Origin of the sequence: Acidihalobacter yilgarnensis (assembly GCF_001753245.1) — a bacterium.
In the GTDB taxonomy this organism is placed as follows: domain Bacteria; phylum Pseudomonadota; class Gammaproteobacteria; order DSM-5130; family Acidihalobacteraceae; genus Acidihalobacter; species Acidihalobacter yilgarnensis.
On sequence record NZ_CP017415.1, the window covers coordinates 50,029 to 72,777 of the forward strand.

The 22,749-nt window shown below is 61.8% G+C and carries 26 protein-coding genes and 1 tRNA gene; 13 read left to right on the forward strand and 14 right to left on the reverse strand.

The features are described 5' to 3' along the window. Nucleotides 1–69 precede the first annotated feature (69 nt). The 4 genes from BI364_RS00240 to rpmE all read right to left on the reverse strand — a co-directional run bounded on the left by BI364_RS00240 (nt 70) and on the right by rpmE (nt 3,493). Nucleotides 70–1,005 carry a 5'-3' exonuclease gene (locus tag BI364_RS00240; protein ID WP_197495778.1) on the reverse strand — a complete coding sequence of 312 codons (936 nt, stop codon included), beginning with the start codon at nt 1,003–1,005 and terminating at the stop codon, nt 70–72. Between the two features lie 70 nt (nt 1,006–1,075). Then, nucleotides 1,076–2,314 (reverse strand): malic enzyme-like NAD(P)-binding protein, encoded by a 1,239-nt coding sequence (locus tag BI364_RS00245; protein ID WP_070077053.1) that lies wholly within the window; start codon nt 2,312–2,314, stop codon nt 1,076–1,078. Nucleotides 2,315–2,448: 134 nt separating this feature from the next. Continuing rightward, a complete protein-coding gene (locus BI364_RS00250) occupies nt 2,449–3,207 on the reverse strand; it encodes a thermonuclease family protein (RefSeq protein WP_070077054.1) in 759 nt (252 codons plus the stop codon). Between the two features lie 82 nt (nt 3,208–3,289). Then, nucleotides 3,290–3,493: a 50S ribosomal protein L31 gene (rpmE, locus tag BI364_RS00255; protein WP_070079777.1), complete on the reverse strand. Its 204-nt coding sequence runs from the start codon at nt 3,491–3,493 to the stop codon at nt 3,290–3,292. A gap of 413 nt (nt 3,494–3,906) precedes the next feature. On the opposite strand from rpmE, the gene rimO reads away from it, so the two are divergent. Together rimO and BI364_RS00265 are read left to right on the forward strand one after the other, a co-directional pair. Continuing rightward, nucleotides 3,907–5,232: a 30S ribosomal protein S12 methylthiotransferase RimO gene (rimO, locus tag BI364_RS00260; RefSeq protein ID WP_070077055.1), complete on the forward strand. Its 1,326-nt coding sequence runs from the start codon at nt 3,907–3,909 to the stop codon at nt 5,230–5,232. A gap of 54 nt (nt 5,233–5,286) precedes the next feature. Further along, nucleotides 5,287–5,577: a high-potential iron-sulfur protein gene (locus BI364_RS00265; protein ID WP_070079778.1), complete on the forward strand. Its 291-nt coding sequence runs from the start codon at nt 5,287–5,289 to the stop codon at nt 5,575–5,577. Between the two features lie 22 nt (nt 5,578–5,599). On the opposite strand, the gene BI364_RS00270 is transcribed toward BI364_RS00265, so the two are convergent. The 4 genes from BI364_RS00270 to rph all read right to left on the reverse strand — a co-directional run bounded on the left by BI364_RS00270 (nt 5,600) and on the right by rph (nt 8,973). Further along, nucleotides 5,600–6,124, reverse strand: coding sequence for a DsrE family protein (locus tag BI364_RS00270; RefSeq protein WP_197495779.1), 525 nt, complete (start codon nt 6,122–6,124; stop codon nt 5,600–5,602). 340 nt (nt 6,125–6,464) lie between these two features. Next, complete coding sequence (hemW, locus tag BI364_RS00280; protein ID WP_070077057.1) at nt 6,465–7,622, reverse strand: radical SAM family heme chaperone HemW; 1,158 nt, start codon at nt 7,620–7,622, stop codon at nt 6,465–6,467. Nucleotides 7,623–7,633: 11 nt separating this feature from the next. Continuing rightward, a complete protein-coding gene (rdgB, locus tag BI364_RS00285) occupies nt 7,634–8,236 on the reverse strand; it encodes an RdgB/HAM1 family non-canonical purine NTP pyrophosphatase (RefSeq protein WP_070079780.1) in 603 nt (200 codons plus the stop codon). 20 nt (nt 8,237–8,256) lie between these two features. Continuing rightward, the gene (rph, locus tag BI364_RS00290) at nt 8,257–8,973 is read right to left on the reverse strand and encodes a ribonuclease PH (protein WP_070077058.1); all 717 of its coding nucleotides are present in this window, start codon (nt 8,971–8,973) and stop codon (nt 8,257–8,259) included. Nucleotides 8,974–9,077: 104 nt separating this feature from the next. Between rph and BI364_RS00295 the strand changes: the two genes are divergently transcribed. The 5 genes from BI364_RS00295 to BI364_RS00315 all read left to right on the forward strand — a co-directional run bounded on the left by BI364_RS00295 (nt 9,078) and on the right by BI364_RS00315 (nt 13,295). After that, on the forward strand, nt 9,078–9,944 hold the full coding sequence (locus BI364_RS00295) for a YicC/YloC family endoribonuclease (RefSeq protein ID WP_233279551.1): 867 nt from the start codon (nt 9,078–9,080) through the stop codon (nt 9,942–9,944). Nucleotides 9,945–9,970: 26 nt separating this feature from the next. Next, the gene (locus BI364_RS00300; RefSeq protein WP_070077060.1) at nt 9,971–10,300 is read left to right on the forward strand and encodes a putative signal transducing protein; all 330 of its coding nucleotides are present in this window, start codon (nt 9,971–9,973) and stop codon (nt 10,298–10,300) included. An 83-nt stretch (nt 10,301–10,383) separates the two neighbouring features. Beyond that, nucleotides 10,384–10,824, forward strand: a complete 441-nt coding sequence (locus BI364_RS00305; protein ID WP_070077061.1) for an Hsp20/alpha crystallin family protein — start codon at nt 10,384–10,386, stop codon at nt 10,822–10,824. 81 nt (nt 10,825–10,905) lie between these two features. Next, nucleotides 10,906–11,820 (forward strand): DnaJ C-terminal domain-containing protein, encoded by a 915-nt coding sequence (locus BI364_RS00310; protein WP_070077062.1) that lies wholly within the window; start codon nt 10,906–10,908, stop codon nt 11,818–11,820. A 149-nt stretch (nt 11,821–11,969) separates the two neighbouring features. Beyond that, a complete protein-coding gene (locus BI364_RS00315) occupies nt 11,970–13,295 on the forward strand; it encodes a DegQ family serine endoprotease (RefSeq protein ID WP_233279645.1) in 1,326 nt (441 codons plus the stop codon). 21 nt (nt 13,296–13,316) lie between these two features. On the opposite strand, the gene BI364_RS00320 is transcribed toward BI364_RS00315, so the two are convergent. Continuing rightward, the gene (locus BI364_RS00320; RefSeq protein ID WP_070077064.1) at nt 13,317–13,760 is read right to left on the reverse strand and encodes a molybdenum cofactor biosynthesis protein MoaE; all 444 of its coding nucleotides are present in this window, start codon (nt 13,758–13,760) and stop codon (nt 13,317–13,319) included. After that, complete coding sequence (moaD, locus tag BI364_RS00325) at nt 13,761–13,994, reverse strand: molybdopterin converting factor subunit 1 (protein ID WP_070077065.1); 234 nt, start codon at nt 13,992–13,994, stop codon at nt 13,761–13,763. 48 nt (nt 13,995–14,042) lie between these two features. Here moaD and moaC point away from each other — a divergent pair, with 48 nt between their 5' ends. Further along, nucleotides 14,043–14,537 (forward strand): cyclic pyranopterin monophosphate synthase MoaC, encoded by a 495-nt coding sequence (moaC, locus tag BI364_RS00330; protein WP_070077066.1) that lies wholly within the window; start codon nt 14,043–14,045, stop codon nt 14,535–14,537. A 2-nt stretch (nt 14,538–14,539) separates the two neighbouring features. Here the strand turns inward: moaC and BI364_RS00335 are convergent, their stop codons facing one another. Then, the gene (locus BI364_RS00335; RefSeq protein ID WP_070077067.1) at nt 14,540–15,016 is read right to left on the reverse strand and encodes an arsenate-mycothiol transferase ArsC; all 477 of its coding nucleotides are present in this window, start codon (nt 15,014–15,016) and stop codon (nt 14,540–14,542) included. 220 nt (nt 15,017–15,236) lie between these two features. Here BI364_RS00335 and BI364_RS00340 point away from each other — a divergent pair, with 220 nt between their 5' ends. The 5 genes from BI364_RS00340 (at nt 15,237) to BI364_RS00360 (ending at nt 19,248) form a co-directional block, all read left to right on the forward strand. After that, nucleotides 15,237–17,114: an AsmA family protein gene (locus BI364_RS00340; RefSeq protein ID WP_070077068.1), complete on the forward strand. Its 1,878-nt coding sequence runs from the start codon at nt 15,237–15,239 to the stop codon at nt 17,112–17,114. Nucleotides 17,115–17,234: 120 nt separating this feature from the next. Beyond that, complete coding sequence (locus tag BI364_RS00345; protein ID WP_156782572.1) at nt 17,235–17,741, forward strand: SRPBCC family protein; 507 nt, start codon at nt 17,235–17,237, stop codon at nt 17,739–17,741. Nucleotides 17,742–17,745: 4 nt separating this feature from the next. Continuing rightward, entirely contained in the window at nt 17,746–18,822 is a 1,077-nt protein-coding gene (gene mutY, locus BI364_RS00350; protein ID WP_070077070.1) for an A/G-specific adenine glycosylase, read from the forward strand. After that, nucleotides 18,819–19,088, forward strand: a complete 270-nt coding sequence (locus BI364_RS00355) for an oxidative damage protection protein (protein ID WP_070077071.1) — start codon at nt 18,819–18,821, stop codon at nt 19,086–19,088. Before mutY ends, BI364_RS00355 begins: the two co-directional genes overlap by 4 nt. An 84-nt stretch (nt 19,089–19,172) precedes the next feature. Then, a tRNA-Phe gene (locus BI364_RS00360) sits at nt 19,173–19,248 on the forward strand. An 816-nt stretch (nt 19,249–20,064) separates the two neighbouring features. Here the strand turns inward: BI364_RS00360 and BI364_RS00365 are convergent. From BI364_RS00365 to BI364_RS00375, 3 genes are all read right to left on the reverse strand, one after another. Beyond that, nucleotides 20,065–20,550 (reverse strand): ComEC/Rec2 family competence protein, encoded by a 486-nt coding sequence (locus BI364_RS00365; protein ID WP_070077072.1) that lies wholly within the window; start codon nt 20,548–20,550, stop codon nt 20,065–20,067. 290 nt (nt 20,551–20,840) lie between these two features. After that, nucleotides 20,841–21,854 (reverse strand): ComEC/Rec2 family competence protein, encoded by a 1,014-nt coding sequence (locus tag BI364_RS00370; protein WP_070077073.1) that lies wholly within the window; start codon nt 21,852–21,854, stop codon nt 20,841–20,843. A 3-nt stretch (nt 21,855–21,857) separates the two neighbouring features. Beyond that, nucleotides 21,858–22,571: a hypothetical protein gene (locus BI364_RS00375; protein WP_070077074.1), complete on the reverse strand. Its 714-nt coding sequence runs from the start codon at nt 22,569–22,571 to the stop codon at nt 21,858–21,860. Nucleotides 22,572–22,749: the final 178 nt, after the last annotated feature.

A 22,749-nucleotide genomic window follows, 5' to 3' on the forward strand; every position in this document is an offset into this window, starting at 1 on the left:
GTACCGGCCTGTAACCTCGGGCTGAAATCCGCGATTCCGGTCGCCCGCCAAAGCCGTTACAAGAAGCCCCTAGACTCGCGATGAAATGTAGCTCGCAGTGGATGGCCAGTTGGCCAACAAGGCGTGCCAGCGCGTGCGCTGCGCCTGGCTGAAATCGAGGCTATCGAAGCAGGCCTCCAGCGCGGTGAAGTCGACCGGGCGTGGTTCGGCCGGGCGTTCGACGTCGAGTGGGACGCGACAGTCGATGCCGGTGAGCTGTCGGGCGAAACGCACCGTCTCCTGATGTTCGTCCACCAGGCGCATGAGGCGGCTGGCACCCCGCAGTTTGAGCGTGCCGATACGGGGAATGTCGGCAAGCAGGGCCTCTAGTCCGTCGAAGGGTTTCAACAGGCGTGCGGCTGTGGCCATGCCGACGCCGGGAATGCCCGGAATGTTGTCCACCTTGTCTCCGGCGAGGGCGAGCTGGTCGGCGATCAGTCCCGGCCGTACGCCGAATGTCCGTTCTACTCCGCGAGGCCCGAGACGTCGGCCACGCGCGTAGTCCCACCAGACGTCCCCTTCATGCACCAACTGCGCAAGGTCCTTGTCGCCGGTGAGCATGGCCACGTGCAAGCCGCGTCTGCGTTCCTCACCCGCCAAGGTACCGATGAGGTCGTCGGCCTCATAGCCTGGACGAGCCAGTGCGCTCAAGCCGAGTGCGCCGACGAAGCGGCGGCAGTGCTCGAACTGGTGCTTGAGGTCGGGGGGTGTCGGCGGGCGATTGGCTTTGTATTCCGGAAACAGCGTCCGCCGCTGCGAGCCCGCCTGGGTTTCGTCGAAGGCGAAGGCGATGCGTTCTGGACGATGCGTGTCGAGCAGCTCGTAGATGAATTCGGCAAAACCATGCACCGCGTTCGCGGGCCTGCCCTCGGCATCGCATAGCGCTTCCGGCCAGGTGAACCAGGCACGGAAGATATAGATGCTACTGTCGACGAGCAGGGTATAGCCGGGTTCCAGTGGCGTCACGGCAGGCACCTGTGGACTCGGCGTGCCGCGCCTTGCGGCGGTGCACGCCGGCGCCAGTGTGGCATCGGCTTCAGGGTCGAATGACCTGCGTGATGCGCGCCACGCCGGAGTCGATTGCGGCCTGGCTGATCGCGGCCGGTACGACATCGATCAAGCGCGGGTCGAAGGGCTTGGGAATGAAATAGTCCCGGCCGAAGCTCAGCGAGGCTAGGTCGTAGGCCTTGAGTACGGCAGCGGGCACGGGTTCATGCGCGAGCGCCGCGAGTGCATGTACGGCGGCGGTGAGCATGGCGTCGTTGATGGTGCGGGCGCGGACGTCCAGAGCGCCACGGAAGATGTAAGGGAAGCCCAGGACGTTGTTGATCTGGTTCGGGTAGTCGGTACGGCCGGTGGCCATGATGACATCCTGGCGGGTTTGCTGCGCGAGCTCCGGAGCGATTTCAGGGTCGGGATTGGCGAGGGCGAATACCACCGGATTTTCGGCCATCGAGGCCAACATCTCGGCGGTCAATAAGTTGGGGCCAGAGACGCCGACGAAGACGTCTGCATCGACGCAGGCATCGGCGAGGGTCCGTCGATCCGTGTTTGCCGCGAAGGCGCGCTGATATTCGTTGACGCTTTCGTCGCCGGCGCGGATTACGCCCTGACGATCCACCATCAGAATATGTTCGCGACGGGCGCCGAGCGTGACCAACAGACGCATCGCGGCGAGCCCGGCGGCGCCAGCACCCAGGCACACGATGCGCGCGTCTTCCAAGTGCTTGCCGGCGAGCTTCACGGCGTTGATCAGTCCCGCCGAGATGATCACGGCGGTACCGTGTTGATCGTCGTGGAAGACCGGTATGTCCAGGCGTTCACGCAGGGTTTTTTCGATGCGGAAGCAATGCGGTGCGGCGATGTCTTCGAGATTGATGCCGCCGAAGCCACCCGCGATGAGGGCGACGGTATCGATGAAGGCATCGGGGTCGTGCGTGTCCACTTCGATGTCGAAGGCGTCGATGCCGGCGAAGGCCTTGAACAGCACGACCTTGCCCTCCATGACGGGTTTGCCCGCAAGTGCGCCGACATCACCCAAGCCGAGTACGGCGGTGCCATTGGTGATCACGGCGACGAGATTACCCTTGGCCGTATAGCGGTAGGCGGCCTCGGGGTCTTGGTGAATCGCGCGCACGGGTTCCGCAACACCAGGGGTATATGCCAGTGCGAGGTCGCGCTGCGTCTCGGTGGGCTTGGTGATCTCGATGGCGATCTTGCCGGGTTTCGGCTGGGCGTGATAATCCAGCGCGGCTTGCTTCAGGTCGGTCGACATGGGTCTGCTTTGGCTCGCGGTTCGTGGTGTGTGCGGGGTGGTGAGTGGGCCTAGTGCCGTCGGAGCGGGTTTCTAGGTCCATGAATGATAGGGGATGCTCGGAAGGGGCGCCAATCTTCGACGAGACGGGGCATTCAGTCGGATTGAAGCATGCGCGACGCGCCTTCGACGTGTCGGCGTGCGGCTTGATCCCAGCCTAGCGCTAGAGGGTGGCGAATCGAGATGCGTCGTTCGCCCTTGCTCGCGTGGACCCATCCGCGGGCGCTGATCTGGGTGCCTTCGAGTCGGCGGAGATCAATCTCGCGGAAGTAAGCTAGGTCGCGCCGGTCGATACGCAGGGCGACGTGCCCTTCCAAGTTTATCCAGACCGCACGGCGAGCGAAGCCGACGTGTACGACGCGTCCATGCACGATGTGAAAGCCGTGCGCGCGCTTGGGTAGTGCGGTGCTGGCGACCGGTTGATAGCGGGCTAATGCCCAGAGGCCCGCGCGCTGCGCACGCGCTTGGGCCTCGGCCCGTTGGTAGCACGCGGCCTCCGCGAGGTTGGGCGGTACGACCAAGGCGGTGGCGAGACCGTACCGGAGCAACGCCGCAGACACGCTGGTTCCGTCGGGGAGATAGGCGTGCGCCAGCGTGCGGCCATAATGATCCCTGCGCTCCACGTCGAAGCGTAGGCGAAGCGTCCAGCCGCTGCGGGCGAGCAGGCCTTCAAGGCGGCGCCGCGCATCGTCGGCCAGCGGATCGGCGGGCCGCTGTCGATGGGCCAATTCGGGCGTATCGAGGCCGATCAGGCGAACGTGTACGCCGGAGTTCAGCAGGACCGTGTCGCCGTCGAAGACGCGGGAAACGTGGGCGACGGTATCGGCATGTTGCGCGCCGCAGTCGGCGCGCAACGGAGGCGCTGCGCTGGCGAGGCAACAAAAAAGGGCGCCCGCGAGGAGCGCCCTTTGTATTCGTGTCCTGCCCTGCACCGGCTTACATGCCGTAGCGGCGGCGGAACTTGTCGACCTGACCGGCGGTATCGAGAATCTTCTGCTTGCCGGTGTAAAAAGGATGGCACTGCGAGCAGACTTCGACCTGAAGCTCGGTCTTGCCGTAGGTGGAGCGGGTCACGAAGCTGCTGCCGCAGCTGCAGGTGACCTTGGTGTCATGGTAATTGGGATGGATGTTCGCTTTCATCGCGGCGGCCTCGGTCAAGCTCTCAGTGCACCTTAAAGGGACGCGAATTCTACAGGCTTGCCAGCCTCAGGGCAATGGGTCGAAAATCCGAGTCAGACGCTAGGTCATGCGTAGAAAATCCCGTACATGTTTCGCCAACCCCCCGTCCCTGCGGGATTTATTGAGTTGTCCACAGAAGCTGTGGATAAGTCTGTGGACGAAACGGTGACAAAGCGCCCAAATGCCCGCCACTGTTACGATTCCGTTAACTTGTCGAAGAATTGAGCACAATAGATAACATGTTGATTTCAAATGATATTAAATAATTCAAGTGCTTATGGTCATGGTTATGTGACGGGCCGTAAAGAGGCGTTGCGCGATGGCAGCGGTGTGTGTATAAGGTGACAGCCGAATGGGAAGCAGACCCTATCCGCATGCCTAACACCCCCTCAACAGCCCCTACCGTGGGTTTCGTCAGCCTAGGCTGCCCGAAGGCCCTGGTCGACTCCGAGCGCATCCTCACCCAATTGCGGGCAGAGGGTTACGCCATTTCGCCGAGCTATGAAGCGGCCGATCTGGTGGTGGTCAACACCTGTGGCTTCATCGATGCAGCCGTCGCCGAATCATTGGAAGCCATCGGCGAGGCGTTGGATGAGAATGGGCGGGTCATCGTGACCGGTTGCTTGGGAGGGGACGAAGCCAAGGTGCGTGCGGTGCATCCTTCGGTGTTGGCAGTGACCGGGCCGCATGCCTACGAGGCGGTGATGTCCGAGGTGCATCGGTATCTGCCGGCGCCACACGATCCCTACAGCAGCTTGGTGCCGCCGCAGGGCGTCAAGCTCACGCCGCGCCACTATGCCTACCTGAAGATTTCGGAGGGCTGCAATCACCGCTGCAGCTTCTGCATCATCCCTAGCCTGCGCGGTGATCTGGTCAGTCGCCCAATCGGCGAGGTCATGGTCGAGGCCGAGAACCTGGTCAACGCGGGGGTACGGGAGCTGCTGGTGATCTCGCAGGATACCTCGGCCTACGGCGTTGATGTGCGTTACCGCACCGGATTCTGGCGCGGGCGACCGCTCAAGTCGCATGTGCAGACCCTGGCCGAGGCTTTGGGCGAGTTGGGCGTTTGGGTCAGGTTGCACTATATCTATCCCTACCCGCATGTCGACGCGCTGATACCGCTGATGGCCGATGGACGCTTGCTCCCCTATCTCGACATGCCCCTGCAACACGGCAGCCCGCGCATTCTCAAGGCCATGCGCCGGCCTGCTGCGAGCGAGCGCATGCTTGAGCGCATCCACAGCTGGCGTGAACAATGCGCTGAGCTGACCCTGCGCAGCACCTTCATCGTGGGATTTCCCGGTGAGACGGACGCCGAATTCGAGGCCTTGCTGGATTTCATCGAAGAGGCGCAGTTGGATCGCGTAGGAGCCTTCGCCTATTCGCCCGTCGATGGCGCAGCCGCGAATGCCTTGCCCGATGCGGTGCCTGAGGCGCTCAAGCAGGAGCGTCTGGAGCGCTTCATGGCGCGGCAGGCGCAGATCAGCGCAGCCCGTCTGCGAGCGCGTATTGGACGTGAGATCGATGTATTGGTGGATGAGGTGGATGCGGAAGGCATCGTGGCGCGCAGCACGGCGGACGCACCGGAAATCGACGGATGCGTATACGTCGAATCGCAAGCCGGCGTGGCGCCAGGCGACCGCCTGAGGGTCGAAGTGACCGACGCCGACGAACACGATCTATGGGGTCGCGTGCGTTAAGCCGTGGCGATATCCGGCGCCGCGCAGGCGACGCTTACACGTGAGGTAGCCGGCATGAGACGTAAATCCGTTGATTTCAACCCGAGTCGCCGACACATATTGCGTGGCGCCGGTACGCTGGTGGTGGCGGTGATTTCGGCCGGGCTGCTCAGCCCGCCGGCGCGTGCAGCCAAGGTTTCCAAGGCCGCCATGCTCTATCAGACCCATCCACGCGACGGTGCGGCATGCGCCAATTGCGTGCACTTCGAGCCGGGCTCTTCGCCGTCGGCGATGGGTGCCTGCACCGTGGTCGAGGGTAGCATCAGCCCCCGTGGCTACTGCATGGCCTACACGCCTCGGGCGTAAGCCATGCAGTAGGTGTTATCGGTCAGTATACGGGTACGAGCGAATAGCCCTTGGCTTGATAGGCGATCACGGAGATGAAGCCGTTGCCGACCGGTTTGACCGCCGGGATGAGGTCTTTGGGGGAGACGTCCATGCCCTTCATGGCGATACCGCAGGCCTCGACCGGCACGCCCTCATGCGCTAATCCGTCGATCTCGTGCTGGACCTGCGATACGGCACGTTCCTGCATGTAGCCGATGCCGCGGCGGTCCTTGGTGAGGAAGGCGACGGCCGGACCGACGAAGACCACGATCAAATGTGGCTTGACGCCTTGTTCGCTGAGGCCTTTGCGGGTCATACCCACGACCTTGAGGACGTGAGCGACGCGGTTGGGGTCATTGATGTCGATCAGAAACAGTCCCTTGGCTTCGTGCAGACCGGCGAGGGCGGCATGGTCGTTGAGTTTTGAGCCTGGGCCCTGTTCGGCGGCCTGCGCCGTGCCCAGCCAGGCACAGGCGAAAAGGCTTAGAAACAGGGCGACAATGCGATGCGGCATGGTCAGCTTCATGGCAATCAACTCCTTCGGTGGTGGTGGCCTTGTGGCCGGGGATTGCGCCACTGCGGGCGCTTGATTCAAGGGTATCTGAGTGGCTGAGCCTCGGTGATGCGGTCGGCAGGCGCCAATCCCTTTGGGCTGCGCGCGATCAGGTATTGGGTGTGCCGGTGCGTGCGCAGGTTCAGCGGCGTGAGGGGTTTCGATGCGGCGGCTGCCGCGAAGCGTCAGTCGCAAGCGCTGGCGTCGCAGGATGGACAGCTCCAATGCGCGGCATCGTACGCAGGCGTTGGGTGAGTCTTCCCTGTTCAATGCAATCGATCCTTGGCGGTGTGCCGTGGTCGGCCACGGCGCTTCAGGGCAGGAACAGGGCCGTCAGATCGTTCAGGAAATTCCAGCCCAGCGGGCTGGGGCGGACCCGTTCGCCGTCACGTTCGATGAGTTTACGCTGGCGCGCGCCGTTCAGGGTGTCCTCGATGTGTGCGCGTGGCAGGTCGGTGCGTGCCTCGAACAGGGAGAGGTCGAACCCTTCGCGCAGACGCAGGGCGTTGAGCATAAATTCGAAGGCCCGCTCGGTGGACGTGATCTCGTTGCTGCCGCCAGTGGCGTCGCCCGCGCGCGCGGTCTTCATATATTGTGCGGGTTGGCGCATCTTCCAGCGACGGTTGATGGCACCGCTGGCCGGGTCGGTGAGTTTGCCGTGCGCCCCGGCCCCGATGCCGAGGTAGTCGCCGAAGGTCCAGTAATTCAGGTTGTGCCGACAGCGCCGGCCGGCGCGGGCGTAGGCGGAGACTTCGTACTGTGCGAACCCACCTTCGGCGAGCTGCGTTTGGGCTGCGGCCTGCATCTCGGCGATCAGATCCTCGTCGGGCAGTGTGGGCGGATCGTGATGAAACAGCGTGTTGGGTTCCAGCGTGAGCTGATAATAGGAAAGATGAGTCGGCGCGAGCGCGAGCGCGGTTTCGATGTCGTGCCGTGCAGCGGCCAGATCTTGGCCGGGTAGTCCAAACATCAGGTCGAGATTGAAGTCCTCGAAGCCGGAGGCTCGCGCGATATCGGCTGCCCGCAAGGCCTCTGCCCCTCCGTGGATGCGCCCTAGGCGGCGCAGGGCAGCGTCGTCGAAGCTTTGCACGCCGATGGACAGACGGTTGATGCCGAGTTGGCGGTAATCGGCAAAGCGTGCCTGCTCGAAGGTCCCAGGGTTGGCCTCCAGGGTGATTTCGATATCTGGACGCAGCGGCAGTCGGGCGCGCAGGCCGTCGAGCAGGTTTTCCAGCGCAGCTGCAGAGAACAGGCTGGGTGTTCCTCCGCCGATGAATACGCTCTCGATGCGCCTACCCCAGACGCGCGGCAGTTCGGATTCGAGATCGGCGATCAGGGCTTCGACATACTCGGCCTCTGGCAGTATTTCGCCGGCGGTATGCGAATTGAAATCGCAATAAGGGCACTTGCGCACGCACCAGGGAAGATGCACGTAAAGCGACAGGGGGATCGGCTCGGCGAAGCCGCTCATGGGATCGATTCTCAGGCGCCGGTCAGGGCGGACAGCAAGGCGCGTACGGCTTGGCCGCGGTGGCTGATCCGGTTTTTTTCGACAGGGTCCAGCTCGGCGGCGCTGCAGCCGGCGGTGGGCACGAAAAACAGCGGGTCGTAGCCGAAGCCGCCCGCACCGGCAGGCGCGGTGAGTATGTGGCCTTCCCAGGCAGCCTGGGCGATCAGCGGGGAGGCGTCGCTGGCATGGCGCAGAAACACCATGGCGCAGCGGAAGCGCGCAGCGCGCGCCGCTGCGGGGTGGTCATGGAGGGCGGCGAGCAGCTTGTGGTTATTGGTCGCATCGTCGGCGGTCGGCCCGGCGTAACGGGCCGAATGGATGCCGGGTGCGCCGCCTAGCACATCGACTTCCAGCCCGGAGTCGTCGGCGATCGCGGGCAGGCCGGTGTGCAGCGCCGCATTGCGTGCCTTGATCAGTGCATTCTCGACGAAACTCAGTCCGGTTTCGTCGGCCTCGGGGACGTCGAAGTCGGCCTGCGCCAGTACGCGCACCCCGCAGCCCGCGAGCAGGGCATCGAGTTCGCGGACCTTGCCGGGATTGCCGGTGGCTAGCACGATGCGCTCGATGCCCTGCAACGGGGATACGGTTGCCACGTTCAGCCTTCCAGGGCCGTGCGCTGCATCGCGATGATTTGCTCGATGCCGCCGCCGGCAAGATCGAGCATCGCGTCGAGTTCGTCGCGGCGGTAAGCGTGACCCTCGGCCGTGCCCTGGACTTCGATGAAGTGGCCGGCGTCGTTCATCACCACGTTCATGTCGGTTTCGGCATTGGAATCTTCGGCGTAATCGAGATCCAGCACCGGTTGGCCGTTGTGGATGCCGACGGAGACCGAGGCAACCATACCATGCAGCGGATCACGCTTGAGCTGCCCGCGCTTGCGCAACACGGCGATGGCGTCGCACAGCGCGACGAAGCCGCCGCTGATCGAGGCGGTGCGGGTGCCGCCGTCGGCCTGGATTACGTCGCAGTCGATGGTGATCTGGCGCTCGCCCAGGGCCTCAAGGTCGACCGCTGCGCGTAGCGAACGGCCGATCAGACGCTGGATTTCGAGTGTGCGGCCACCCTGCTTGCCACGGCTGGCCTCGCGCGGCATGCGCGAACCGGTCGAACGCGGCAGCATGCCGTATTCGGCGGTAACCCAACCTTGCTTCGTGCCCTTGAGCCAGGGCGGTTGACGGTCGTCGATGGTGGCCGTGCAGAGCACGCGGGTGTTGCCGAAGCAGACCAGGACCGATCCCTCCGCATGCATCGTGTAATGGCGGGTGAAGCTGATCGGTCTCAGATCGTTCGGGGCACGGCCGCTTGGTCGCATGCAAGACTCCTTAAGTTGGCAGGGTGGGCATTATAGGGGCTGGGCGCGCGGCGAACCATGCAGACGCGTAGAATGCGCAGCGGTGTCCGTTGGAGGAGAGAAACGTGGTACAGAGCATGACGGCATTTGCCCGCCGCGAGTCGCTGGGCGACTGGGGTACGCTTGCCTGCGAACTGCGCGGGGTGAACCACCGGTATCTGGATATGAGTCTGAGACTGCCCGAGGACTTGCGTGCGGTGGAGGGCCCGCTGCGTGAGCGCTTGCAGGGCAAGCTGGGCCGCGGCAAGGTCGATTGCGGTCTGCGCTACACGCCGCCCGCAGGCGGCGCCACGGCGTTGAACATCGATCACGCCTTGGTGCAGGGCCTGCTTGAGGCCTGCGAGCAGGTCGAGGGGCTGATGGGCGCTTCGACCCAGTTCAATGCCCTTGACGTGCTGCGCTGGCCGGGTGTGGTGCGCGAACCCGCGCGTGACCTCGGCCCGTTGCACGCGGCCGCGCTGCGTCTGGCGGACGAAGCGGTGGAGGAGTTTATTCAGGCGCGGCGTGGCGAGGGCGAACGTATGGCCGCCTTACTGCGCCAGCGCGCCGAGGCGATCGGTGCTTTGGTCGTGCGCGTGCGTGGGCGGCGCAAGGATATGATGGCTGCGTTGCGCGACAAGTACCGCGCGCGGCTCTCGGAGCTGGGCGTGGAGGCCGAACCCGGCCGATTGGAGCAGGAATTGGCCATGGTGGCGCAGCGTCTGGATGTGGATGAGGAGCTGGATCGTCTGGACAGCCACCTGACGGAGCTCGAATCCGTGTTGGCACGCAAGGAGCCGATCGGTCGTCGACTGGACTTCCTGATGCAGGAATTCAACCGCGAGGCCAATACCCTGGGCTCGAAGTCAGCCGACATCGAAACCACGCAGGCAGCGGTGGAGCTCAAGGTGCTGATCGAACAGATGCGCGAACAGGTACAGAACATCGAGTAAATCCGCGAACTGCCGCCGGAGGGGCGATGAAAAAGGTCTATGCGGCACCGGATCTGCTTAGCGCCGGGCATGTGCGTAACCTGCTTGAACAAAGCGGCATCGGGAGCGATTTACGTAACTATTATCTCGGCGGCGGTGTGGGTGATTTGCCAGTGAACGAATGCTGGCCGGAAATCTGGGTGGACGATGGCGATGCCTCGCGTGCCGAACAGCTGATTCGCGAGCTGCAGTCGGCACTCGCAGCGCCCCCTGGCCCGCTCTGGCACTGCGCCCGCTGCGGCGAACCCAACGAAGGTCAGTTCAGCGAGTGCTGGCGCTGCGGTGCGCCTCGCTCGGAGGCGCCGCAGACCCCTTGATAATCTATCCGCACGCCTGCATTTGTATGTCAAGCGGATCGTCGGCGATCCGAGTGAACCCACAGTTTGCAGGAGATCGGACTATGTCTATGGTGCGTTATCAACCCTTTGGGGTGCTCAATCAGCTTTATCGTGAAATGGACCATGCCTTCGGCCTGCCCGGCACGAATGGCACGGGCGACGAAGCGGCGACCAGCGACTGGCTGCCTTCGGTGGACATCAAGGAAGAGGAGAATGCCTTCGTGATCCACGCTGACGTGCCTGGGGTCAATCCGAAGAATATCGACATCCACATGGAGGACGGCGTGCTGACCGTCAAGGGCGAGCGCGAAACGATCAATGAGGAGGCGCGCAAGCAGTATCGTCGCGTCGAGCGGGTACGGGGGCAGTTTTACCGACGCTTCACCCTGCCCGATACCGCGGACCAGGACCAGATCACCGCGCGCATGGACCAGGGCGTGCTTGAGGTGCGGATTCCCAAGCAGGCTCGCGTGTTGCCTCGCAAGATTCAGATCGAGGGCTAGACCCCTCCGGCGAAGCCGGGCGCCATGCCATGAAGGCGGGCGCCCGGCCTTCGCCACTCACAGTCAGGTCAAGACAACACCATGGAATTCAAGGATTATTACAAGATTCTCGGGGTCGCGCGGGATGCCGATCAGGCCGAGATCAAGAAGGCTTATCGGCGCCTAGCCCGTAAATACCACCCGGACGTGAGCAAGGAGCCAGAGGCTGAGACACGCTTCAAGGAGGTCAACGAGGCCAATGAGGTACTCGGCGATGTCGAGAAACGACGCGCCTATGACCGGCTTGGACCCAGTTGGCAGTCCGGTCAGGATTTCCGTCCACCGCCGGGTGGAGGACATACCGGCGGTTTCGGTCAGGGCGGATTTGGTGGCGCCGGCTTTGGCGATGGCGCTAGCGGCTTCAGCGATTTTTTCGAGTCTATGTTCGGGGCCGGGATGCACCAGGGCGCGGGCGCACGGGGCAGTTTCCGCGCGCGCGGCCAGGATCAGGAGGCACGCCTGGATCTGGATCTGGAAACCGTCTATCACGGCGCTCGCCAGACCCTCCAGCTCGCTGGCAGAGCGTTGAACGTAAATATTCCGGCCGGCGTGGCCGAGGGGCAACGTATTCGCCTGTCCGGTCAAGGCCAGCCCGGCCACGGTGGTGGGCCCGCTGGAGATTTGTACCTTGTGGTGCATATACGCCCACATGCTCTGTACCGGCTGGATGGACGCGACGTGATCCTGCCTTTGCCGGTTACGCCGTGGGAAGCGGCCCTCGGCGCGCAAGTCACGGTGCCGACGCTCGCCGGCAAGGTCGAGTTACGCGTGCCCGCCGGTTCCGGTTCCGGGCGCAAGCTGCGTCTCAAGGGGCGTGGACTGCCGGGGCAGCCAGTCGGAGATCAGTATGTCGAGCTGCATATCGAAACCCCGCCGGTCGAGACGGATGCGCATCGGGATTTTTATGAGCGCATGCGTCAGGAGCTACCCTTCGACCCACGCGCACATCTTGCCTAGGGTTTGCCGATAATGCGGGTGATGCCATCGCTCGCGGGCCCGCCAAGCGTTACGATTGAAGCATTCATCGATCAGGAGACTCCGAGCCCATGAAGCGTCCGCTCCGCGTACTGCCCGCATTGCTGTTCGTTGCCCTGTTCACGGGTGGCATGTCCTTGTCGCTCCCGGCCTTCGCCGAACTACCGCCGGTGGTCGACGGGCATCAGGTGCCCTCGCTGGCACCCATGTTGAGCAAGATTCTCCCGGCCGTGGTGAACATCTCGGCGCGCGGCGAGGTGAAGGTACACAATCCGCTGCTCGACAACCCTCAGTTCCGGCGGTATTTCGGGCTACCGGACGTACCTGAGGAGCAGCGGGTCGAGGAACTCGGTTCCGGCGTCATCATCAATGCCGCCAAGGGTTATGTGTTGACCAACAACCACGTGGTCAAGGATGCCCAGAAGATCACCGTTACCTTGCGCGACGGCCGACAGTTCGATGCCCGTCTGATCGGTCGTGACAAGGCGACCGACATCGCCATCCTGCAGATTCCGGCCGGGCACTTGACGCAGCTACCGCTGGGCGATTCCACGCGCCTGCGCGTCGGCGATTATGTCGTCGCCATCGGCAATCCCTTCGGGCTTGGCCAGACGGTGACATCCGGTATTGTCTCTGCACTGGGTCGTAGCGGCCTGGGTATCGAGTCGTACGAAGACTTCATCCAGACCGATGCACCGATCAATCCGGGTAATTCCGGCGGCGCACTGGTGGATCTGCATGGCCATCTGGTGGGTATCAATACCGCAATCCTCGGCCCCGACGGCGCCAATATCGGTATCGGTTTCGCCATTCCCGTGAACATGGCCATCGACGTCATGGACCAGCTGGTCAAATATGGGCGCGTCGAGCGCGGGCGCATCGGTATCGCCGCGCAGAATCTCACGCCGGCACTGGCCAAGGCGTTTGGTGTCAAGCAAACGCAAGGCGCGATTATTGCCCAGGTCCAGCCCGATTCGCCCGCGACCAAGGCCGGGCTGAAGGCCGGTGATATCGTGATCGAGGTCAATGGCCGCAAGGTTCACGATGCCGCACAGATGCGCAATATCTTTGGCCTGCTGCGTATTGGCACCGAGGTCAAGATGCAGGTACTTCGTCACGACCGGCCCATGACGTTCTCGGTGGTCATTGCCAAGCCGACGCAAACTACCGTTGCCGGTGCGCGCATCAATCCGCTGCTTGCTGGCGCGACCCTGGGCGAGGTGCCGGCGGAGCTGGCGCGGCAAGCCAAGCTGCATGGCGTGGCCGTGATGGCGGTTCAGGCCGGCTCCCCGGCGGAACACGGGGGGCTGCTGAAGGGCGACGTGATTCAGTCGGTGAATCAGGTGCCGGTGGGCGATATGTCGACCTTCGTGCGTGAGATCAAGCGTCACCCGAAGTCGCTGTTGTTCAACGTACGGCGCGGTAATGGTGCCTTGTTTATCTCCCTCGGCGGTTGAGCGGACTGCGAACACCCCGGCTTAACCCGGGGTGTTCTGCTCCACCCAGCGTTGGGTGCCGTCGTCGAGGGTTTCCCGCTTCCAGAAGGGCGCGCGGTGCTTGAGCGCCTCCATCAGGTGGCGGCAGGCCTCGAAGGCTGCGGCACGGTGCGCCGACCAGGCTGCGGTGAGTACGATCGGCTCGCCGGGCAGTAGCCGTCCGACACGGTGAATCACCAGGCAGTCGGTCAGCGGCCAGCGCGCTTCCGCCTCGCCGACGATCACGCCGAGTTCGCGCTCCGTCATGCCAGGATAGTGTTCGAGAAACAGCTCGCAGACGTTGTCGCCGACATTGAAGTCGCGCATGGTACCGACGAACGCGGACGTGGCGCCGACGCGTCCGTCATCGAGCCGGTGCTCGGCGGTGTATGCCGCCAGCGACATCCATGGGTCGAAGCCCGTTTTTTCAAGTCGGACGCAGGACATTCAGCCGCCCGTGACCGGTGGGAAGAAGGCGACCTCGTCGCCGTCGGCCACCGGGTGGCTGGAGGCGACATACTCCTGGTTGAGTGCGGCCAGAACGCGCGCATCGGCGTCGGCACCCGGTGCGACCTTGGCCCATACGTCAGCCACGGTCGTGATGCCGGCGAATTCGATACGATCCTCGCCGCGCCCCACGCGTTCGCGCAGGCTGGCGAAATAGCGGACAGTGATGCTCATGCTTCTGCTAGTCTTGTGACGGTATCGTAATTCTAACCCAGGAAGACGATGAACGAATTGACCCACTTCGACCGCAAGGGCCAGGCACATATGGTCGACGTCGGCGGCAAGGCCGAGACGCACCGCGTGGCTGTTGCCGAGGGGCGCATCCTCATGCGCTCTCAGACGCTCGACCTGATCCGCCAAGGCGGGCATAAGAAGGGTGACGTGCTAGGCATTGCTCGCATCGCGGGCATCATGGGTGCCAAGCGCACAGCCGACCTCATACCCTTGTGCCATCCATTGGCCTTGACCCACGTGGAGCTGGATTTTCGCATCGACGGCGAGGAATTCAGCGTGCGCTGCCGTTGTCGCGCCGAGACGCGCGGGCGCACCGGTGTCGAGATGGAGGCACTGACTGCGGTGCAGATCGCCCTGCTTACCATCTATGACATGTGCAAGGCAGTGGACCGGGGCATGAGCATCGACGGCGTACGCCTGATACGTAAGTCCGGTGGCAAGAGCGGCGATTGGGGTGATGACACTCCCAGCGAGCCCGCCTAGCCCTACTGCGGACGGCTGCGCCCGTAAAATAGCCGCATCGACTTGACCAATGCGTCGACGCGCTGTCGTATCTGATCGCGGGTCGTTCGGTAGGCGTCGAGCCCATCGTCCCCATCGTCGTCGCCCTCGATTCTGGGCGCGGCGATGAGCCAGCGTTTCTCGGTCGCGCTTGAGGGCACCGCGGCGTGCAGCGTTTCGTCCGGGTCGCTGATGATGATGATCACATCGGCCCAGAGCAGGCGGTCGCGGGAGATGAGTTTTTCCTGCTGCCGGCGAATATCGAGACCGACCTCTTCCATCACCTGGACAGTCTGCCGGCTCAACGGTTTGCTCTGCATGCCGGCGGAGCAAACCTCGACGAGGCCATTGGCTTCCTGTCGCATGAAGGCCTCGGCCATTTGCGAACGATCACTGTTGTGCGCGTCAATGATCAGGATATGCGGCTGACGGCGGAAATTTGGGGAGCCATCACCGCGCATGTGAACCTCCGTCCGGACCGATCGCAGGTGTCTGCGCCTCGGGGTGCCCGCGCAGGCGGGCGCTGAGAAGTTTTATAGTCATGTCCTCGCGTCATGCTGCAGGGTGCTGCCGATGGAGTTTAACCCCTGGAGAGTAACGCGTCAGTCATACACGTGCGCGGTCCAAGCGACTAAGATGGAACTGATCGTCGTATCGCCACCCTGCCTTGGAGTTCTCCACATGAAATGGATCAAGCGCCTGTTCCTGCTGGCAGTCGTCATCCTGTTGCTGGCCGTGGTCGGTCTCGCCGCGTTCGTGATGACCTTCAATCCCAACGATTACAAGCCTCGCATCGAGCAGTTGGTCAAGGAAAAGACCGGGCGTACGTTGAGTATCGACGGTCAGATGCACTTGACGATCTACCCGCGTCTGGGTCTGCGCCTTGCCAAGGTGAGCCTCAGCAATCCGGCCGGTTTCAATACGCAGGCACCTTTCGCCAGTATCGACCGCCTCGACCTCGACGTTGAGCTGATGCCTTTGCTGAGTCATAAGCTGGTGGTCGACAAGGTGGTGCTGAGTGGATTGGACGTCAACCTGGTTCGCCAAGCCGACGGTCGTACCAATTGGCAGGGACTGGCGGGCGCCGCCTCCGCGTCCGCGCCGGCAGGTGCCGCGAAACCTGCCGAACCCGGAGCCGCCGGCATGGTTGCGGGCGCACCCTTTGCGCTGGCAGTGGCCGGTGTCGACATCCAGCGCGCGCGGATCACCCTGGACGACAAACTGGTTGGCCGACATCTCGTGGTGGCGCCGCTGAATCTGAGCGTGGGTCATCTGGCACCGGGTCGCAGCGCACCTCTGTCGCTGGATTTCCACATCGAGGACAGCAAGCCCGCATTGGGATTGGATGGGCGTCTGAGCGCCAATCTGAGCGCCGATCTTGCGGCGGCCCGCTATCAGTTGAACGACATGAATCTCAAGTTATCCGCCAAGGGCGCTGCGATGCCGAAGGGCGCGCTCGACACGGTGGTCCAGGGTAGCCTGGATGTCGATCTGGCCAAGGATGGGCGGATCGCGCTCAAGCCCCTCAAGGTCACCGTGAACGGTAGCCATTTGACCGGGAATATCGACATTACCGATCTTGCACATCCGCACATCGGCTTTGCCCTGGCGCTGGATCAGCTCGACGTCGATCAATATCTGCCGCCACCACCCACTGCGGCCAAAAGCGGTGTCGGCAGCTCGACCGCAGCCCCTGTGCCCTGGTCGGATAAACCGCTGCAGATTCCGCTTGGCGAGCTGAGACGGGTAAACGCGGACGGTAGCTTGAGCATCGGCCAACTCACCGCGCGCAAGCTCAAGCTAAGCCAGGTCAGGCTCGCACTGAGCGCGCGTAACGGCCTCTTGCGCGTAACCGACATGAGCGCAGGTCTGTACGGTGGCACGTTCAAGGGCGAGGCCAACCTCGATGCGCGCCGGGCGACGCCGACGATAGCGGTAAAGGCCGCGCTGAGTGGGATACGGATCGGCGATTTTCTCAAGGATTATGCGGGCGACAGCTACCTCACCGGCAAGACCGATCTGCAGGCAGATCTGCAGACTCGGGGTGATTCGGAGCGCGCGCTGGTCAATGCCCTGGATGGCAAGCTGTCGCTGGCAGTGCACGACGGTTCGATCCAGCGCTCACGCTTGGCCGATCAGATCCAGTCGGTGCTGATCAAGGTGCGCGAGTTGCGTCAGGGCAGCCCAGTCGGCGCGCCCGGAAGCGAAACCAAGTTCGCCTCACTGACCGCGACGGGGCAGGTCAAGGCCGGCGTGATCGACAATCGTGACATGGCGCTCAATGCGATTCGTTTTGCGGCCAACGGTAGCGGTACGGTTAGCCTGCCCAAACGAGAAATCGACTACGCGCTACGCTTCACACAGGCCAACGGCAAGGGCACGCCGATTCCATTGCTGATACGCGGCCCCCTGCATCATCCGGGCTATGAGATTGATCTCAAATCGATGGCCAAAGACGTACTACGGCAGCGTTTGGATCAGGAAAAGCAGAAGGCCGGTGACCAGCTCAAGCAGCGGCTGGAAAAGGCCGTGCCCGGCTTGAAGGGTCTGTTTAAGTAGGTGGGTCTGGCGGCGCGGAGTTGTGCTGGTATCCTCGCCGCGACGCTGCTCGGCGGCGCGGCGTCAGCTGGCGCGTGCGCCGCCGAAATTCAACGTCTATCAGTACACTATTCGGGGGCGTTGGATTTACAACTGCGGGTATTGATCGATGCCCCGGTCGCCCGTGTGGCCTCAATTCTCAACGACCCCGATGACTTGGCTCATCTGCTGCCCGGTGCGACCTCGGTTCGCATCCTGCCCGGTGCTCCATCGGGTAGCCAACGGCTGAGTGTCCAACTGCAAGGCTGTCTGCTGTTTTTCTGCCCGAGTCTGACCGATGTGATGGATCTACGCCGCGAGCGCAGCGGCTTCGTCGGGGACACCGTGCCAGCCCTCAGTGACTTCAGCGCCGGGCAAATGAGCTGGCGTTATCTGGCCGAGCCGGGGGATCGCACGCTGCTCTATCTGCATGCGCACCTGGTGCCGAGGATATGGGTGCCGCCGCTGATCGGTCCCTATCTGATCGAAACCAAGGTTGAGAATCAAATGAAAACGACCGTCAGACGTCTGGAACGTGCCGCAAAGGGCGGGCCGCTGCGCGTCCCGCACCGGCCGGAGCCGATCAATATTCCCGGCTTCAATTTTTGAATCGATGCGCAAAACATTCAGTCAACGCGTACTCGGATGGTGGCGCCTGCACGGGCGCAAAGACCTGCCCTGGCAGCGCGACCCGACCCCCTATCGCGTGTGGGTCTCCGAGATTATGCTGCAGCAGACCCAGGTGAATACCGTGATCGGTTATTTCGATCGCTTTATGACGCGTTTCCCCACGCTCGAAGACCTCGCCGCCGCACCTCTCGACGAAGTGCTTGAGTTGTGGACCGGGCTTGGTTACTACGCCCGGGCACGTAATCTGCATCGCGCCGCGCAAAACGCCATCGCGCGCCATGCCGGTCTGCCGCAGAGCCTTGAGGCATTGGTCGCCCTGCCGGGCATCGGCCGCTCCACGGCTGGCGCGGTACTGGCGCTGGCCCATGGTGCGCACGCGACCATTCTCGACGGCAACGTCAAGCGTGTCCTCGCGCGTCACGGCGGCGTTGACGGTTGGCCTGGCGAGCCAGCCGTGATGCGCGGATTGTGGTCACTTGCCGAGGCGTTGACCCCATCCCGGCAAGCCGGCCCCTATGCGCAGGCCATGATGGATCTGGGTGCGACGCTTTGCACGCGCAGCCGACCGAATTGCGAGGTTTGCCCCGTCAATGCCGATTGCATTGCCATGCGCGAAGGTAGGCAAGCCGATTGGCCGACGCCCAAACCACGCAAGACACTACCCGAGCGTCAGATCTGGATGCTGCTGCTGCGTGATCATGAGGGTGCCGTGTTCCTGGAGCGACGGCCGCCCAGCGGCATCTGGGGCGGGCTTTGGAGCTTGCCCGAGGTCGCCACGCGCGCCGAAGCCGATGCGCGCGCATACGCCCTCGCCGGCGGCCGACCGGCGTGCTGGCGGGCACTCGATCCCATACGCCACACATTCACCCACTTCCGCTTGAACATCCACCCGCTGACCGGGCGATTGCATGGCCCTGCTGCCTTGGGGGTGAAAGACGCGGCCCAGGTCTGGTATAAACCGGGACAACCGCCACCCGGAGGCATGCCCGCCCCGGTGGTATCCCTGCTGGAGCAGCCCGAGCGGGCCATAGCGATAAACCACGAGGACACAAACATATGACACGCATGGTGCAGTGTGCCTACCTGGGCAAGGAAGGCGAAGGCCTTGACCGCCCCACCTATCCGGGAGAACTCGGCAAACGGGTCTACGAACAGATTTCCAAGGAGGCCTGGCAGCTTTGGCTGCGCCACCAGACCATGCTCATCAACGAATATCGTCTGAGCCCGGTCGACCCCAAGGCACGCAAGTTTCTTGAGGAAGAAATGGACAAATTTCTCTTCGGCGGTGAGGTGAGCAAGCCAGAAGGCTACGTGCCTCCCGCTTGAAGGACTTGACGCCAGGTGCCCGGAGCCGGTTTAATTCGCCCTCGCCGCGCTTCTGGTGCGCGGCACTCCGCGGCACCGCATTCTGGCCAGGTAGCTCAGTTGGTAGAGCAGGGGATTGAAAATCCCCGTGTCGGCAGTTCGATTCTGTCCCTGGCCACCATTAAATCAAGGGCTTATCCGGCAGCTTGAGTGAGATCTCGGCGCGTCACGCGAAAAACGCGTCATTGATGCGCTCCTTCGAATCGCCCGGATGTCCACGCCCTATCGCCAAGAACTCGGCCGCTTAGGTCATCCTCGCTAGCAATCTGGCTCGCGGCGTCTCGTCTCAGATCACGTGAGCAGTTGCATTACGCTGCCCATTTGAGAGACGGACCTAGGGCGACATCTGTTGGCAACGATAGCGACGATCGCATTGACAGAGGTGCGGTGGTGCTTCATCCGGGGGGTGTGCGTTTTGTGATTGCCTTGCTTGCACTGTTCGAGCGTTAGCCGGATCAGCCGCATCTGCGAGACAAAAGTGCAGAACTTAGCGTTCTATGTTGTTGGGCGCCCAAGCAAAGCGTTGGCTTGCCTTTTGTTGTCTGGCTAGCGCTCGTCCTTGAAAGCAGATGCTAGAAGCGCGCTTGGCATTGCGTGCAATGCATCGCACTCAGACGTTAAGTCATTATTCGTTCGTTCGGCAGTTATTCTAAAGGGTATCCGGATTTGGGTGTGCTTTGTTCGCCCCGATTCAGCTACCTGCAGGATCTTGAATAATGTGTTTCTGGTGGCGACCTAGTGGGTTCCGAAGTAATGTCCGCTTTCCGATCAGGTTGATTTCCGCTGTCGACCCTCTCCGGCCGTTCGCCGTGTTAATCATGATCCGTCGGCTCCAGGCTGAAAAGCAGTCAAACTGTTAACGGTCGGGGACATCAACTATGCGCTGGCATCTGCATGCTGTTGTTGCGCGACCATATGTTCATTACCGCACGCCCTGCTACAGGTCCCAAAAGATGTTCCCATCACTTCTCGTGGTCACAACTTTGCGCACTTCTTGGCCAGATGCCGTCGTAAATAATTCACCAGAAGCATGGTTGGCGTATGTAGTCGACATTCGCTGAGTATCGTACTGAATCGGACCATCAGACATCACGACAAGGCGAGGCTTGCAGTAGTTGAAGACTTCGGCACAGTAGCCGCTTTCGCGTCCGTGATGCGATGCAACGAACACATCGACACGGCTGAGTAGTGCGCGGATTTCCGGATTGATGAGTAGTCGCAACCACCCCGGACGCTCAAGGTCACCACCAAGTACGAACGAGACGTTGCCAACGTCGAGGAACGTGAGCAAACTCAGATTGTTTGTGTCGGTGAAGGCGGGGTAGTCATTATGGTAAATCCTGACATTCAGGCCGGCCAGCTCCAGTTGGTGCGGCGCAACGCTCCCGGTGTAGGAGTCGACCATGGCTAGCAGCTCGTTCATAGAAGGGCTGATTGGCGGATCCTTCAAGGAGCGAATCTGTGCAGATGTGAGACTGAAGTTTCGCGTTAGGACCTCAAGATTCAAGTTTCGACGAACAGCAAGTAGGTCACTAATGTGGTCCTCGTCGTAGTTCGTGACGAAAAATCTACGGATGTTCGTGATGCCGCGAGCAGGTAGAAAGAACGATGGTCGGTTCGCTGGACCATGGCCACAGTCGAAGAGGAGAACGCCCCCATCGCTGCCCACAGCGTAGGCGCAGAAGCCATGATCGACGTTTAGAATCTCGAATCTCACGGGATGAGACTCTCAGTTATGGGTCCGACATGCCACCCTTTGAAGAAATTACTGTAGAACGTGTTCGAATTGACACTACGTGCGAAGTGTTCGTGAGTGACATATAGGGTCATCGGGTTGGTGCTTGCATCGACGACCATGCAGTTTGCTTGGTTATTTGTAACAATTGAGAGCCCTCTGCTGCGCCAGGCGCCGTACGCGAGGTGCTCGGATCGGGCGTTGCCGAAGAAGGTCAGAGTTGGCGTGAGCGTATCGAGAAACTCGTACGAACGCCCTGATTTCCGACCGTGATGAGGCGCAACAAGAAGATCGATGTTAGTGACGTCGGCCTTGTGATGAGCGAGGATGTGATCCCAAGTTTCGTCGTGCGAATCTCCGCCGAAGACTATTCGGTGTCCATTGGTTTGATAGAGAACCACGTAGGAGCAGCGATTATAGTCCTCGTCAATTTCGTTGGCCTTAGTTACGTGCTCCTTCGTTGGCGCAAGAATTCGGAGACCGTCTCCCCCACCTCCTCCATCGCTTTCTTGGTTGTAATACTTCCCGCGCGCACCGGAGTAGAGCGTGAGGCGATTGGGCTCGTCATCTGGGTCGTTGTCTCGCAAGCCCTTGTAGAATTTCCAGTCCGCCTCTCGGTATGGCGAACTCTGCCAGCTTGAGGCCAGCATCTCTTTAGTATTGGCAGTATCCCAGAAGTTGGTAGGACTGAACGCATTGAACAGCGATTCAATTCCGTCCATGTGGTCCATATCCGGGTGCGTCTGGATGTACCGAAATATGCTTCTTATACCTCGGTCGCGCAAATAGTTGATAGGGTTCACCGGGTATTGCTTCTGCTGAAAGTTCCCGTTAATGCCACGCGTAGACTTTGCTGTGGCGGCCATGATTGCTTCCACGGCAGGCTCTAGCAGACGTGCATTGCACACATCGATTACGGTCTTATTGCCGGAATTATGCTCAATGATAGAGCAGTCACCATCCTTGACATTTAGGAAGTGAATCGTTGCCACAGTTTATTCCAGTTCCTGCGCAGCCTCGAGAAGGAAACGCGCGTATCGATTTGCTGCAAGCTTTACCGTGCGCTCGGTAACCCAGACAAACCACGCCAGCAGCAGGCCTGCTGCGATTAATCCGCCCACGATAGCGACGGCGGGAACTTTATTGGTTGCGGCCCACCCGCTGTACGCGGACCAAACCGAACCGGCGACTCCAACAACGGCAAGAAGGAGACCGAGAATCTTTAGTCCAAAGAGATTCCTCCGGAAACCATACTCGGTGAGTCCTTTGAACACCAGAGGGAACTTCTTAGCGTCTCGGGTCCTTCTGATGAGATCCTCCGTGCACGACTCGTAGTACATGTCGGCAGCGTACTTGTCCCGTTCCTGCTCCTGGCGCGTTGGGACATGGAGTCCGATCTCGCGGAGCTTATTATGGATTCGACCTCGCGTGACCACGTTCAGCTCGTCGTTCCCATGGCGCAGAAACCGCGTCGTGGGAGGACCGCCCCACTTCAGCCAGAGATCCTTCTCAAGGCGCTTGCCGAAGTCGGCGCCAATTTGACTAAAAAAGTACGAGATAGGCACGAAGACGATCCCGGCTGCCCCGCCAAGTGGCAATTTAAGTCCATCGGGCGCGAGGGCGGCGACCAGCAAAACGGCGGGAACGAGCGTGAGATAGACCGGAAGAACCCTGGCTCTAAAACTGTACGTGTCAAACTTGATATTCATTCAGTCAACCTACAGATTGAATCGCCACCGTTTCTATAGAAACTTTCGAAACGTCCTTGGTTTCCTTCAGAAACGGCAGCTCCACATCAGAAGCAGACGGTCCAATGACGTCGTCTGACGAAGTTTTAGTGCCCGCTCCTGGCCGATCTGAGACAACGATCGAGCAGCTAACCTTACT

Coding starts and splice junctions, on each gene's coding strand:
- rimO (WP_070077055.1), top strand. CDS start 3,907: ATGCCTAACACCCCCTCAACAGCCCCTACCGTGGGTTTCGTCAGCCTA.
- BI364_RS00315 (WP_233279645.1), top strand. CDS start 11,970: ATGTCCTTGTCGCTCCCGGCCTTCGCCGAACTACCGCCGGTGGTCGAC.
- hemW (WP_070077057.1), bottom strand. CDS start 7,622: ATGAGCGGCTTCGCCGAGCCGATCCCCCTGTCGCTTTACGTGCATCTT.
- moaC (WP_070077066.1), top strand. CDS start 14,043: ATGAACGAATTGACCCACTTCGACCGCAAGGGCCAGGCACATATGGTC.
- BI364_RS00375 (WP_070077074.1), bottom strand. CDS start 22,571: ATGAATATCAAGTTTGACACGTACAGTTTTAGAGCCAGGGTTCTTCCG.
- BI364_RS00340 (WP_070077068.1), top strand. CDS start 15,237: ATGAAATGGATCAAGCGCCTGTTCCTGCTGGCAGTCGTCATCCTGTTG.
- BI364_RS00310 (WP_070077062.1), top strand. CDS start 10,906: ATGGAATTCAAGGATTATTACAAGATTCTCGGGGTCGCGCGGGATGCC.
- BI364_RS00265 (WP_070079778.1), top strand. CDS start 5,287: ATGAGACGTAAATCCGTTGATTTCAACCCGAGTCGCCGACACATATTG.
- BI364_RS00305 (WP_070077061.1), top strand. CDS start 10,384: ATGTCTATGGTGCGTTATCAACCCTTTGGGGTGCTCAATCAGCTTTAT.
- moaD (WP_070077065.1), bottom strand. CDS start 13,994: ATGAGCATCACTGTCCGCTATTTCGCCAGCCTGCGCGAACGCGTGGGG.
- rpmE (WP_070079777.1), bottom strand. CDS start 3,493: ATGAAAGCGAACATCCATCCCAATTACCATGACACCAAGGTCACCTGC.
- BI364_RS00320 (WP_070077064.1), bottom strand. CDS start 13,760: ATGTCCTGCGTCCGACTTGAAAAAACGGGCTTCGACCCATGGATGTCG.
- BI364_RS00300 (WP_070077060.1), top strand. CDS start 9,971: ATGAAAAAGGTCTATGCGGCACCGGATCTGCTTAGCGCCGGGCATGTG.
- rph (WP_070077058.1), bottom strand. CDS start 8,973: ATGCGACCAAGCGGCCGTGCCCCGAACGATCTGAGACCGATCAGCTTC.
- mutY (WP_070077070.1), top strand. CDS start 17,746: ATGCGCAAAACATTCAGTCAACGCGTACTCGGATGGTGGCGCCTGCAC.
- BI364_RS00365 (WP_070077072.1), bottom strand. CDS start 20,550: ATGAACGAGCTGCTAGCCATGGTCGACTCCTACACCGGGAGCGTTGCG.
- BI364_RS00270 (WP_197495779.1), bottom strand. CDS start 6,124: ATGAAGCTGACCATGCCGCATCGCATTGTCGCCCTGTTTCTAAGCCTT.
- BI364_RS00355 (WP_070077071.1), top strand. CDS start 18,819: ATGACACGCATGGTGCAGTGTGCCTACCTGGGCAAGGAAGGCGAAGGC.
- BI364_RS00245 (WP_070077053.1), bottom strand. CDS start 2,314: ATGTCGACCGACCTGAAGCAAGCCGCGCTGGATTATCACGCCCAGCCG.
- BI364_RS00335 (WP_070077067.1), bottom strand. CDS start 15,016: ATGCGCGGTGATGGCTCCCCAAATTTCCGCCGTCAGCCGCATATCCTG.